The 14,101-nt window shown below is 46.1% G+C and carries 10 protein-coding genes; 1 reads left to right on the forward strand and 9 read right to left on the reverse strand.

The genetic code is table 11. The features are described from left to right. The first annotated feature begins 78 nt into the window (after positions 1-78). Complete coding sequence (locus JJ941_RS13540; RefSeq protein WP_290966267.1) at positions 79-948, forward strand: hypothetical protein; 870 nt, start codon at positions 79-81, stop codon at positions 946-948. Positions 949-1,031: 83 nt separating this feature from the next. Here JJ941_RS13540 and JJ941_RS13545 read toward each other — a convergent pair whose 3' ends face one another. The 9 genes from JJ941_RS13545 to porV form a co-directional block, all read right to left on the reverse strand. After that, positions 1,032-1,823 carry a purine-nucleoside phosphorylase gene (locus tag JJ941_RS13545; protein WP_290966270.1) on the reverse strand — a complete coding sequence of 264 codons (792 nt, stop codon included), beginning with the start codon at positions 1,821-1,823 and terminating at the stop codon, positions 1,032-1,034. Beyond that, positions 1,810-2,610, reverse strand: coding sequence for an MBL fold metallo-hydrolase (locus JJ941_RS13550; protein WP_290966273.1), 801 nt, complete (start codon positions 2,608-2,610; stop codon positions 1,810-1,812). The genes JJ941_RS13545 and JJ941_RS13550 overlap by 14 nt, the downstream gene beginning before the upstream one ends. Positions 2,611-2,751: 141 nt before the next feature. Further along, positions 2,752-3,546, reverse strand: a complete 795-nt coding sequence (locus JJ941_RS13555) for a PhoH family protein (protein ID WP_290966276.1) — start codon at positions 3,544-3,546, stop codon at positions 2,752-2,754. Between the two features lie 328 nt (positions 3,547-3,874). Further along, positions 3,875-4,543 (reverse strand): ribulose-phosphate 3-epimerase, encoded by a 669-nt coding sequence (gene rpe, locus JJ941_RS13560; RefSeq protein ID WP_290966277.1) that lies wholly within the window; start codon positions 4,541-4,543, stop codon positions 3,875-3,877. After that, on the reverse strand, positions 4,540-5,394 hold the full coding sequence (locus tag JJ941_RS13565) for a PASTA domain-containing protein (RefSeq protein WP_255132885.1): 855 nt from the start codon (positions 5,392-5,394) through the stop codon (positions 4,540-4,542). Before JJ941_RS13565 ends, rpe begins: the two co-directional genes overlap by 4 nt. 29 nt (positions 5,395-5,423) lie before the next feature. Continuing rightward, positions 5,424-6,392, reverse strand: a complete 969-nt coding sequence (locus JJ941_RS13570; RefSeq protein WP_290966279.1) for a hypothetical protein — start codon at positions 6,390-6,392, stop codon at positions 5,424-5,426. Next, positions 6,389-9,751, reverse strand: a complete 3,363-nt coding sequence (locus tag JJ941_RS13575; RefSeq protein ID WP_290966281.1) for a hypothetical protein — start codon at positions 9,749-9,751, stop codon at positions 6,389-6,391. The genes JJ941_RS13570 and JJ941_RS13575 overlap by 4 nt, the downstream gene beginning before the upstream one ends. Next, positions 9,751-12,900, reverse strand: coding sequence for a hypothetical protein (locus JJ941_RS13580; protein ID WP_290966282.1), 3,150 nt, complete (start codon positions 12,898-12,900; stop codon positions 9,751-9,753). The genes JJ941_RS13575 and JJ941_RS13580 overlap by 1 nt, the downstream gene beginning before the upstream one ends. A 48-nt stretch (positions 12,901-12,948) precedes the next feature. Further along, on the reverse strand, positions 12,949-14,094 hold the full coding sequence (gene porV, locus JJ941_RS13585) for a type IX secretion system outer membrane channel protein PorV (protein WP_290966283.1): 1,146 nt from the start codon (positions 14,092-14,094) through the stop codon (positions 12,949-12,951). Positions 14,095-14,101 lie beyond the last annotated feature (7 nt).

The raw sequence follows: 14,101 nt of genomic DNA on the forward strand, positions 1-14,101 counted from the left end.
TTTGAGCTACATTAGCATGGATAGCTTATAACGGATGTCCGCTTACCTGCGGGAAATAATCATTGTGGGTGCATTGCCATGAAAAATCCATCTCTGTTGATCGTTATTCTGGTCCCCATTCTGCTGGGTTCCTGCGCGAAATGGAAAAACAAAGAAAGAATAACTGCGCCTGTTTGGAGTGATGACAGCTCTGAAATAGCTTATATACTGAATAAGTATGACTACAGGAGAAATTATCCTGACGGTGGTGATGTGAAGAATGAGGAATACTCTATTTACCTGACGGATACAGAATTAAATGGCGACTTCGAAGTTTCGGAGGTTTTAAAAGGGAATGCAGAAGATTTGTTTTACATGAAAGAGTCCGGGTACCTGGTCTCAGGTAGTTTTTCCGAAGAATACCACCTGACAAATGCCGAAACCGGTGAATTGCTACACACGTTTTCGCCCAATGATTCCGGGATTTGCGGAGATAAAATTGGAAATTTTCAGTCAATCAATGTAATCCCGTCTTTTGATGGAAGTATGCTGGCCGTCCTCGAAACTCGTTCCGATTGTACCATCGACATTGTATTCTGGGAAGAAGAAAACGGACAGTGGTTGCCGCAAAATACTTTTGATGTACCCGGTAATGATTTTGACGGGGTAGCCTGGATTGATGCTGACCGGTTATTGGTGAGTGCTTGTGAGGAGTTCTGTTCGGAGAAGTTTTATTTAATTCATGCAACAGATGGTGTGAGTGAAATCAACAGAACAGATAATTTTTCTGACCCGTGTCTTTTTGTCCAAACCTCAAGTAGTTGGGTTGACAGCACCGGGCAGGCCCTATACGTTGATGAGAACCGGGAATTGGCAAAAGCCTCGATCTGGGACGATGAAGAACTAACCGCTTCCTATCCCGATTTCAATGAAGAATACTACCAGCCCGGCTGCAATGAGTTTGAGTGATCTACCCGGAATTAAATAAGTGAGAGAAACTGACAGCTGAAACCTGAATGCTGACAGCTTAAGTAGTCAGCTGATAGCAACACCTAAAATTTCTTAATCAACCCCTTCACCAGCTTCGCAAACACTCCTTTTTTCTGATCTGCCGCTTCCTTTACTTCTGCATGATCCAGTTTCTGGTCGGTGACTCCGGCAGCCGCATTGGTGATCAGCGAAACGGCGGCCGTCTTAACTCCCAGTTTGGCAGCTTCAATTAATTCCGGGGCCGTACTCATCCCAACTGCATCACCGCCCATTTTGCGGAAGGCCCTTATTTCGGCTTTGCTCTCGTAATTTGGCCCTTTCACGTAAAGATAAGTTCCTGTTTGGGTTTCAATATTCAGGTCGCGGGCAATAGCTTTTACTTCGCGGGCATACTCTTCAAACTTTGAGCTCCAGGTATTTACAGCCGGTTCGGAAACCATCATATACTGTTTGATAATACTGTCAATGATCATCAAATCTCCCACCCGATAACGCAGATTGATACCCCCGGCCGCATTTGAGATAATGAGTTTGTCCACACCAAAAGCTTTAGCCAATTGCACCGGAAGTACGGTTTTGGCAAAAGCATGCCCTTCATAATGATGAAAACGGCCGGAAAAGGCCAGTACGGTTTTGCCTTCCACTTCCCCACAAATCAGCGACCCGGAATGACCGACTACGGTAGATTGGGGGAAATCAGGAATCTCAGAATATTCAATAGAAAGTGCATCCTCAATGTGATCCCCAAATGTACCCAGTCCGGAGCCGAGAATGACGGCTGAGTCTATTTGTTCAGGGAAGTCATTATCGGTGAGGAAGTTTTTGATGTCAGTGATGTAATCAGGCAGGGACATAAGACTCGATGTTTTCGGTGCTGTACCCGGTTTTCTCATTGTAATCAGTCAGTTTAAACAAAGGGTTCTGATCTTCATGGTAGGCTAAAATAGTATATCCTTCATCAAATGCCAGTTTGGCCAATTCTTCGCGCTTCTGCTGGCTTACTTTGGGTTCAAAGTCATACTTGGCTGCATACTTTCGGTTGATGGCTCCTTTGGTTCCAATAACATCACCGGCCTGCAGGTATTTATGTTCGCCATCTTCAAAAAGCAAAACCTGGTGAAACTCAGTATGTCCGCCAATCTTCCGGACTTTCAATTCAGGATAGGGCTGGTCTTCCTCATCCAGAAAATGGAGGTCGGCTTTGGCATCGATAAAAGAGACAAACTCCGTTTTCTCTTCATCATAGTACTCATCTTTAGCCATCACCTTTTCCCAGCCTTTTTTGGAAACCCAAAGTTTGGCATCCGGGAAGGTAAGTTCCCAATACCCACTCTCGCGATGGGCTAATCCACCAATATGGTCGTAGTGCAGGTGACTCAAAAAGATATCGGTGATATCAAATTCGGTAAGTCCGTGGTCGTTCAAATTCTGCCGAATGGTTTCCGGTCCGGTATCTTCACCGAACTCCCCAATTCCGCAATCAAACAGATAATTCCGCTCCGGGGTGTGAATGAGCGCCGGATTCAAAGATAGTTTCAATGCGCCTTTAGCAGGAGGGTCATCCCGGTTTATTCGGACAAATTTCTTATCTAATCCAACGGAAAATGTGCCCTCATACAAAGTGGCAGCGTAGGTTTGCATAGTTTAGTTATGGTCGGTGGTTAATAATATGTGCAACAAGAAATCCAGTTTCATAAATAAAGCAGATTTAGCTGTCAGCAATCAGCAATCAGTTTATTAAGAGTGAAAAACTGATAGCTTACACCTGACAGCTGAGAGCTTCTATTTCTTCTTATCCTCAAACTTGTCGTAAGCTTTAATAATATCGCGGACCAACTTGTGGCGTACTACGTCCTCTTCGCCAAGATAAACGAAATCAATTCCATCAATATCCTGCAGGATCTTTTGAATAGAAATGAGTCCCGATTGCTGACGATGGGGGAGGTCAGTCTGGGTAATATCACCGGTGATAATGGCCCGGCTGTTGAACCCTATTCGGGTCAGGAACATCTTCATCTGCGTGTTTGTGGCATTCTGTGCTTCATCCAGAATCACGAATGCATTGTTGAGGGTACGTCCACGCATGTAGGCGAGCGGAGCAATTTCAATCACGTTCTTGGTCAGGTGTAGCTCCAGTCGATCCCGGTCGATCATATCTTCCAGGGCATCATATAACGGACGGAGATACGGGTCAATTTTCTCTTTAAGGTCGCCCGGAAGAAAACCAAGGTTTTCACCAGCTTCAACAGCAGGGCGGGCTAAAATAATTTTTCTTACCTGCCGGTTCTTCAGAGCCTGAACGGCTAAGGCAACAGAGGTATAAGTCTTTCCGGTACCGGCGGGACCAATAGCGAACACGATATCATGCTCAGCTGAAGAACTTACAATTCTTCGCTGCCCGGGAGTTTTAGCTGTGATAGCTTCCCCGTTATGGGTATGAATGATGGTATCACCTGTAGTCTCATCGAGCGTACGGATTTGAGGCCGGCCCGCTGTGGTTTCCCCACTTTTAAGAGCAACCAGGGTTTTAACATCGTCCTCGGCTACTTTGTTCTTACGATCCAGCAGCTCGATCATCCCTTCAATTACTTTAGTAGCGGTATCAACTTCCTCCTGCGGCCCGGTGAGTTTAACACGGTCGCCGCGGGTGTTGAATTTGGTTTCGGGAAAAGCCTTATCTAGAGCAATGATGTTGTGATCATGCAGTCCAAACAGGGCAACAGGATCCGCACCTTTGATTTCAATGACTTGTTCTGAAAGTGTTTTCTCGTCTTCTATAGCGGTATAAATTTTTGAATGAAAGAATTGCCCAAAGATAAGGATTTAGCAGAAGAAATGATGCAGGCTGCCGTGGAAGCTATCTTTCAGGAAATGGATTTACAGGGGTGAAGCCGGATGGATTGGATTACCCCAGTTTCTCCGTAAGCTCCTCAAACCGGACGGTAATATCTTCAGCGCTGAATACGCTGCTTCCCGCTACCAGGATATCTGCTCCGGACTCGACCACCTTTTTGGCGTTTTTGAGGTTCACGCCACCATCAACCTGAATCAGAAACCCGAGCTCTTGTTCTTCTCTGATTTCAGCCAATCGCTTCAGTTTGTCATAACTGCTCTCGATAAAACTCTGCCCGCCAAAGCCGGGGTTTACGCTCATAATCAGTACCAGGTCCACATCATTTAACACTGGTTCGATATTATGAAGTGAAGTAGCCGGGTTAACAACGACACCTGTCATAATCCCATACTTTTTAATGTTCTGCAGGGTTCGGTGGAGGTGAGGGCAGGTTTCGAAGTGGACGGAGATTAAATCGGCTCCGGCCTGTACGAATGCTTCCACATAGTCATCCGGGTTTTCAATCATCAGGTGTACATCGATGAATGCCTGGGGAGCAGCTGATTTTGCAGCTTTTACAACTCCTGGCCCATAACTAATGTTGGGCACAAAATGCCCGTCCATGATATCACAATGAATCCAGCTTGCTCCGCCTTTAACCGCATCATCTATATCTTGCCCAAGGCGTGTAAAGTTGGCCGCTAAAATGGATGGTGCAACGATAGGAAGTTCAAAATTCATTGATCAGGGTTGTTATTGGGTTGGTTCTGTTGATTGTTGAGGGAATCAGGGTTAGCACCTGAATTATTATCTGTAGAATCTATGATCACAGCTCCGCCTTCGCTTTGTTCGATAACTTCAAAACGTTCGGATATGACCAGTGTCAGGCTTTCTCCTTCGCGAAGTTCTTCTGCTTTGGGAGAAAAGTCGAGCACGGTATTGGGCACAACATCTTTGGTTGGCCGGAACTGGACTTCACCGACTCTGAATCCGGCTTCACGTAGTTTGAGCTGAGCTTCAGGAAGTCTGAGCCCAATTATTTCCGGGACTGTGATAATACGACTGCCAAATCCGTCACCTACCACAAGGTCTATAACCGTACCTTTCTGAACGGTGGTTCCGCCTGAAATAGATTGACGTATGATGGTCTTAAACCGGGACGATTCATAGCTGCGGCTGCCCACTTCCAGTCCATAATTCTGAAGCTGTATTTCTGCATTCCGAAGGGAGAGATCTACAACATTGGGGACCACTACCTGTGGTTTAACTTCGTTGTTTACCGTGAGATAGATTTTCCGATTCGGCTTCACGATGTTATCGGCGCTCGGGCTTTGGTCAATTACGTAATTCGCCGGATAGGCTGAATTGGCACGACGGTCTGCCACTTCAAAACGAAGCCCATAGTCGGTTAGCAAAGCTTCGGCTTCTTCTAAAGAAATCCGGGTTACATCAGGTACCGTTACCCCTTCATTATAGTTGGTGTAGTAGGGCATGATGAAGTTATCAGCCACATATAGAAAAGCGGCACCGAATAGCATCAGCGAGAAGGTGCCGATATAAAAATACTTGTTAGTCAGAATCTGCTTGAGCATGCGCATAAAATACAGGAACTATCAACGTGTTAAAAGTGCCAGGTTACAGAAAATTGCTCCATCTTCATCAGGTTGGTATTGGTCTCAATACGACTGTTTTTTAGCTGAACCGTGAATAATGCATCGAAGGCGGAAACAACATGGTTTACTACCAACAGCTTCAGGATGTTCCCGGCTGCCCGGTAGTTGTCATTGAATTTCTGCGCCCGATCCCGACCTTGGTAGAATAGGGTGAACGGTTCATCCCTGCCATTCCACATGTATCGGTACATATCGGGGGTTTGATTGTTGGCGGTGGTAACCTGTCCGTACCAATCCCGCCAACCCGGCTGGTATTGGTAGTATTTACTGATCAGCTCATAATACTGTTGCGAGCCATAATCAGGCAGCAAATGTGAAAACTCACTGCCATACCGATTTTCAAATACAAAAGGTGTTTCCTGTTCAACCTGATGCAGCAGGTTGATGTTTACCTTCGACCAGTCGTTAGTAGTGTTGGTGAAATCCGGATTCTTTCCTGCAATATGAGACTGAAGATCCTGCCAACCGTTATTCAGGTTATTTTGCATAGAATAATTCACCAGCCATTCCGCATAAGCTAATACGCTCCAGTTTTGATGAGTGAATTCTTCATAAGCTTTTTCCTGTCGGCGAGCCGTTGCATTTCGGTCGAGATGATAGATAATACCGACGGCCTCAACCGCAAAGTAGATTCCGGCCCGTACCCATTTCCCGTTTGCGGCCTGACCTGAACCCGGTATAATTGCCGATGCCGTAAAAGCAACAAACGGCTTGGTTCGTGGAAGTTCTAAAAAAGTGGATTGTTGATTCGTGTATGCAGACCGGTAAGAGAAATCTGAAAGGGTAATTTCGCCGGGATCATAAACCTCAGAATTAGCTTCCTTAAAAATCTCATTACTGAAGCTGCTCAGCGTCTGGGCTTTGCTTCCGGCTGAAGTCAGCAGTAGTAGAATTAAGATGCTGGAAAGCTTTCTCATAACAGTTCAAAATCAAAGGTTATACCGAAGTGAATGAGTAATTCGCGCCCATAAGTAACTTTGTTACTCTGTGAGTTTGTGATGAAGTCTTCGGGAAGGGTTAAGGTAAACTCATTGAACCCATAGGCTCCACTCACAAAGAATTTCAGCGGGAATAAGTAATATCCGTTTAAAGCCAGTCGCAGTTCGGCCCCAATGCCGGATTTCAGGTTGTTGCCCGTATCGTAAGGACTTCGCCAGCCGTTGCCGGTTTCAAAGAAGAAACGGGCAAAAACTTTATCCAGTGTGTACGGTCCCACTTGTTTGTTGATGTTCCTGAAAATGGGAGCAAACCAGGACAGGCTTGCAAAACCGGTAGTGCTGCCGCCTAATGCGAAATAGGGATAACTTCTCAGCCCTAAAAATCCGCCAACATAATCAGCATAAAAAGAATCGCCGGGGTTATTAAAGTAGTGAAAGCCTCTTATACGAGCCTGAAACGCCTGATCACCGAAGGTTTTAAATCCATATCGCATATGAATTTCTGAAGAGTGATTATTGGAGTTCTTGAAAACGGGGGAGAGGGATCCATCATCAATTTCATATTCTTCCAGTAATTTGGAGGGTTGATATTGATAGCGTGCATATCCTTTTAAACCCAGCGGGGCAATGTCGGCATCATTTGAATATGTGTAATAATCGAAGGTGTAGGATGCGGACAGAGTAGTGCCTCGAAAGTACTGTGAAGAAGATCCGCTTACTTGTGCTTTCAGTTCCCGGGAATAGAAGTCGTCGGTGGAAACCCGGTAAGGGCTGTAAGCAACTCCCAGCTCTAGCATACTCCTTCGGCTCAATTTGCTTCTGAAATATAAACCGGCTTCCCAGATATCATAAGCAATATCCACAGAGATGGTATCGGGCTGGCCGCAGGAAGTGCAGCGAAATTCTTCAATCGACAATCCGTCTGATACATTACGGCGAAGGTTATAAATTTCGAGTGCCACCGTTGGTGACCAGCTGCGCTCTATAAAAGGGAGCCCGCGGTGTTCGGCAATCAGAAATGCATCACGGTCCAGGCCAAAAAGTCGGTCAGGGCGGAAGAAACCGCCAATGCTTTCAGCCGGTTGTGATGCCACTCCTACCATCAATCCACCAAATAAACTCAGTTTGTCTATCACATCCCGAGAAGAGAAATAAACGCCGGGTTTGGCATCCCGAAGCAGGTTCTCGCCGAACTGTCCGATTTTCCCATTTCTGATCAGTGAGCCGTTATTTCCATTGACCTGGGAGTAGTTATCAAACCGAAGCACCGGGAAAAAGCTAAAGCCGGAATAGGTATCTTCGTATTCGCGATAGGTTCTTTCACTGTCATCATCTATGGTGGACAATTCAAAACGATAACTGCCGGTGTCGGCAATGGCTTCTGCCTGTTCACCAAAGGGGCGGATGTCGGTATCATCAAAATCATTAAGCTTGTTGATGTACTCAAAGTCAGCTCCCGGCTCCATGATTTCATCCGGAAACGGAGGCTCATAATAACCAAAACGTGGTTGTGCCAGCAGCCTGTTCTCCGGTGATGACTTAATCTTATATCCGTCTGCGTGGTATTCTGAGAAATAAATAATTCCGTCTTGCCCGATGAAAGGCATAAACGCTCCACCGACTACACTGCTAAGCTGTTGCGATTCTCCACTGCTCAGCGGAACACGAAAGATATTGAAGATACCTTCAGGATTGGCCGAGTAGTACAAGTAATTTCCATCAGGACCAATATGAGGATCCCGATAATCGATGTACTTATCTGATAAGTAGGGAAGAACCACGCCCGATTCTACATCGAGAAGGTAGATGTTACGGTTTCCATTTACAGCTTTGGCAAAATAAATTTTTGAATCGGTTGGTCCCCATTCAGGAGTATAAACTGTTTCTCCACTTTGGTAGTTGGTTAGCCGGGTTACCGAGTCAGGATGTTCGGGGTGAAGCAGCACCAGATTCTGAGTACCGCGCGAATACTGAACGGCTACTATCTTGTTGTTATCCTTATTCCAGGCAGGGGATTCGATACGGGCACTGTTTGTAAGGCGTTTATTCTCTTCCGATTTGATGTCGTAAATAAAAATATCCCGGTAATGTTCTCCATATTTATTCTTCTTGTTGATGGCATAGGCAATCCGGTTGCCGTCCGGAGAAAAGGAAAATGAAGATTCCAGAAAAGTAAGTATCGGCTCCAAAGAACTCACATGGTTTTTGGACTGGTGGAAGTCAAGATCATCTATCACAGCTACTTCCTTTTCGTTACCGTCAAGATCCTTCAGGTATAAGGAGAGTAAACCATAATCAACGCCTTTGTTTGAGAGATAAGCCAGCCTGGAACCATCCGGGGATTGTTGCGGATAAAAGTTGAAAAAACCGGCTTGCTCAACGGTATCACTTAGAGTAGGGTTGATGCCTTCCGTAGCTGTTGCATAAAAGTCTTTTCGTTCATCAATCCAGTTGTCAAAAACTTCATTGCCGGGCAGTCCGGTTGCCATTTCAATGGCCTCTTCAACGGTATAAACACCTTTTTCACCAAGGGCAGAAGTTATTTCTCTCAGTACTTCATCCCCAAAACGATTAGCCAGGTAAATAACAAAAGCATAGCCCTGATTATATACCGTTTCACGCTCAAGGCTGGTTTTGGAAGAAAAAGTTCCCATTTGCTGAAGCGAAAAGTAGGTGTCAGTAAGGATGCGCGTTCGTAAAATCATATCGCGGTGGCTGTCCCACGTTTCATATAAAAGCCCGGCCGTTTGATATTGAGCCGTACCCTCGGCAAGCCAGGCCGGGATATTCACCGTTGCAAAAGGCATGGTTATGATGCCATTGGGGAATCCGTAAAGCACATCAGGGCGACGTACATCTTCGTACGACAACCACTGTAAATAAAAAGCCGGAATTTTGCGACTCCGCTTCATCCCCTTCTGAATTTGGATGATGTGAGTGTATTCGTGGGTGATTACATTTCGCAGCCAGTTGTGGGTGCCACGCAGGGGAGTGTTTAAAGCAGGAAGCCAGATATCAATTTTATTATCGAAGAAGTAAGCAGCGCCGTTGGAATAATCTTCCCTGTCTTTGAGCACAATACTTACTTTCTCATCCGGGGTGTATTGGTACAGGTCGGTGATCGGAGGGTGGATTTCTTCTGCAATGCGGGAGACCACCTGTGCTGAACGGCTGTTACCTTCCTGAAAGTGCACCAGAAAGTGCTCGCTTTCAATGGTGTACCAATCCAGGTGATTCATGGGGTAATCGTAGAACCGCACATCTGTCTGTGCCTGAGATAAAAATGGAGCCAGCCCCAGAAGCAGAAATAAAACCGAAATTAGCTTAAATCTTCTCATCAATGCACAACTCCGATTTTAATGAGTTTGGTTTCAGTTTTGCCGTCAACGGTGGCTTTAACCCGTGCAACGTATCCACCGCTTCCCCAGTCACCGGTTTGAACCTGAACTTCCTGAGGAAAACCTCCGGGAGAGCTAAGGGATTGTTCAAAAATGATACGCCCGCTCATGGTTATCACAGTAATCTGTACGTTCCCGCCGGGTTCCGCAAGCTCAAAACGTATGTTGGTATAATCTGTTGCCGGATTTGGCCAGTTGTAGGTTTCTGTTTCATTCAGAACACCAAAACCGGAAGGAGATTCATTTTCCGAAGGTTGAACACGGGCTGATACCTTATTGAATGGGGCCTCCCCATATCGGGTTGCCCATTTGGTATCGGTAACCTGAGTCAGATTCCATGATTTCACCGTACCATCGTGACTGACGGCATATAAGTTTCTATTGTAGATAATCGGGTGAACAGGTTGAGTCGTTGACGTAACCGCTTTACCAACATAAATCGGGAAGCCATCAATCAGCTGTCCTTGATTGTTGTAAGCAAAAATGTTTTGGGACAGACTATCCTGACCGACGACCAACGTTGCATATTCAGAACCGGATGCTATCAGGTCGGTGTATAGAGGAGTGCCGATAAACTGAACACCGGCTGGTGCATCTACGGGATAATAATCCTCGGTAGATCCAAGTCGGTTATTTGCAATGAGCTGATTATTGGTTTTATCAACCCGAAGGATGGTGGCATCGTCAAGGATTGCCGGCCACTCAGCAGCTGTTTCTTCAAAAACAAGGAGTTCTCTTTGGTCAGATTCAGGATCAACCAATACAAACCGATTATCTTCAAAAACATAGAACATTACCCGGTTACCAAGCATGATTGAGCCTGTATAGAGCCGGTTTTGATCAGATACAGGTGTATAAGCATACCCGCTTACGGATGAGAATGAAACGCCGGAATCATACGCTTCGGAGAATTCACCGCTGATAACTTCAGAGCGTTGAAAAGGAGGAATCCCTTCTGAGGTAGGGTTACCGTTATCGGCCGTCAATCCCGCATCAGTAAAATCAGCTAAAATAGTTTCGCCGGCTTGAGAGCTCAGAAAGCCACGGTTGGCCGGGAGCGTAGCTGTCCAGCTGGTGTCAATTTGTTGGGTATTTGAGTTCCATGAAATGGAAGCGACCGCTATATCAGGAGTACCTGCTTTGGGTTTTTCCCCCAATACCAACTCAGTTCCAATAAATGGCTGCTGAACAGTGGCATCAGAAAGCTGAAACTGCATGTTCTCAGGATCAGAAATAGAAAGAGCAGTCACCGATTGCTGAGAAGGAACAATCAAAAAAGTGTCGGTTGCGGTTTCATAAACAGACAGGGAAAGCGGAAAGTAATTGAAGTAAGGATCATCGCCGGTGAAATAGCTTTGGGAGGAATCCAGCTGTACCGTAAAGTCCGAGGTATATAAATCGGAATTGGGTTCGTCAGGACGGATTTTAAATGAAGCTGTTGGGAGATTATCGGAGAAATCGTACAGCTCAAAAAAGGAGGGAGCCCCCGAATTGCTTTTGTTATCCGGGCGGGTGTTGGAGCTGAACCTGTTTTGATAGAAGCTGAGCACCTGCCCGGATTGTAAAATTACGCGATAGTCATTACCACTCCACCAATAGTCAAAAGCGGATCCAAAAGCGGCGCTGTTATCCAGTGCTCCGGGTACTCCGGGGCCGATATCCTGGGCACCATCTGCCTCTTCCAAATCCACGCCACGTCGCGCAGGGTCTGCATTTACGCGCTCATTCTGAAGCTGCAGGTTGATCATGGCCTCATCAATATGCCAAATCAGAATCCCGCCATTAAGATCTCTGTCATCAGACGGGTCGTTTTCATTTTCTCCGACATCCAGTCCACCCGGAAGGCTGAAATCAAAATTTGAGGCATTCACAAAAGTTCCGGCCTGCAGAAGAGTGTCGAACTCTGACTGCTGAAATACAAAGGCTTCATCCTGATTGGTAAAGGTTTGCTGAACCTCATTGCCATCGGGTTGTCGGATAGTCAGCGTAATTCCGGTTCCATCGGGATCTCTGTGCCTGTTTTCAATCAGGAAATACTCGGAATCGGAGAGCTTGTATTTTGCAATGGCATTAGGTTGATCGAGGGAATTTGCCGGAAGCTGAATATCACCCGCTTGGTTCACATCAATTTCAAAAGGGGTTTCCCATCCTAAATACATTTTTTCCCAGGCAGAAGGTTCGGGAGGAAGCAGTCCATTGTAGGAAAAGAATCCGGCTCCGTCCATCAAACCGAAACGACCAATTGCAGGGTCTCCGGTTTCAGTATTAAATAAATCCGGTAAGCCCAGGTGACTTCCAATAGATGCACACAGAAGCCCATTTATGGAAAGGGGAAAAGCGAATTCATTATCCTGAATATCAAGCCCACGGCGTGTTTCTGTTCTTGGGAGAATCATGGAGTTTGTGACACGAAACGAGCCATCATTTACAGTAAATCCGTTAAAAGAAGGATCATTTAGAAGCTGCCCGAGATTTTCTTTTCGAAGGTAAAGGGAAGGGATGTCAAAAGGGGTGATGTCCAGATTAGTGCCCGTTAGCTCAATATCACGCCCAACACCGGCATGGAATATGACAAAAGCAGTGGTTTCAGGATCCAGTCCGGAAGCATCAAAATTTGGACCGTTTTCAACTTCTTGCCAGGCATCGCGGGCAAGCTCGGCTACTTTTTCGTTCGTGAAGGTTTCTCCAGTGGGGGAGTATTCCTCCATTTTTTTCGGGAGTTGATAAATTGTGGGAAGTACCTGGTAATCGATGGTCAGTTGACCATCGGAGGATTGCTCATAATAGTTCTTAGCAAACTCAAGGTGAGCTTCAAAATAACTTCGGTTGTGCGGAAGGGGTTCAACCCGGAAGTCTTCAGCATTAGCCAAATAAGGAAGTCCGTCCATGCCATCGGGGCCAAAAATCCCGGTTCCGGAAGTCAGACGGTTACTATCCGGTTGAAATTCAACCATAATGGCAACCACATTAAGCGTTCCGGTCGCGTTCAGGTTCTCACTCAATACCGGATGGGGCTTGGAAATAGCATGAGAACGCTTAACGGGGATATGTTGAGCGTGGGTGTGGCGGTTCCAAAATAGAAAGAGCATGCTAAAAACTAACATGCTCCTCATGAAAAACTTCAAATGCTGCATGTATTAAAAGTCAATAAGCAAACTGAATCGCAAGGTGTTGGCAAGTGGGTGATCTTCTTCAAGCGTTTTTATATAACTGAAGTCAACACCCAGAAAACTATAGCGGATACCGGCGCCAAAAGTAATGTATTCACGATCACCGTTTTGGGGGTCTTCGAAATAATAACCGCCACGCAGAGCAAACTGATCAGCATACCAATACTCAATACCGGCTCCAATCATAAACTGCTGCATCAGCCCAACCTCTACAGTATTCTGACCGTCAAAACGCTCGAAGCTGCTCCATGACTTGTAAAGGGCTTCAATGGGGCCCACTGCTTTGGTTTCGATAACGGTTGAGTCACCGCTTTGCACTTCAAATTTATCGGTACGGGCCATGATTTTGGAAATATCGTTGGCAACGGTGATGCGGTTAATGCCTTCATCATCCAGGTCAAGATCGAATGACCACCCGAAGCGCAGTACCGTAGGCAGCGGGTCTTTCTGGGCGTTATCGGTGTACTGGATGCCGGGCCCGAGATTTGATAGGTTTGATCCAAAGCTAAACCGTGCATCTCTTCCGCCAAGCGAGAACGTGTCCGTCTTATACAAGAAGGAAAGGTCTACAGCTACACTGCTTCCCGGATTCACTTTTTGGGCTGCGATGGAAGTACCACTGGCCAAACTGGAGTAAATAAGGCGGAGACTGGTTCCAACCCCAAAGTTTTTACTCACCTGGTATCCATAAGATCCACCGAGTGCCACTTCGTAACTTTGGAATCGGGAGATTGGCTCCGGACTTGTTTCATCCGTTTCCACTTGTTCCCCCAGGTTCAGGTATGTTAAGTGAGCACCGAAGGTGCCAATGCCTTCAACGTAATATTTTCCTACCACGTAATCGTAGAAAAGGTCACTCACGTTAAAGTTAGCCAACCAGTTCGAGTGGGTGATACTAGCCTGGTTCGCTCCCTTTTGGAAAGCTAAGCCTGCGGGATTCCAAAATAGCGCAGATGCGTTGTCTGCAATAGCTACCCCGGTGTTACCCATACCGGCACCGCGTGAATCCGGTTCAATTTGAAGAAAGGGCACCGCTGTAATGGCAACCTGTGCATATGTGATGGCGGGCATTAAAAATAATGCCGCTGCTATGATGGATACTGTCCTTTTCATAAAAAAC

The organism is Gracilimonas sp. (assembly GCF_017641085.1).
Taxonomy (GTDB): Bacteria; Bacteroidota; Rhodothermia; order Balneolales; family Balneolaceae; genus Gracilimonas.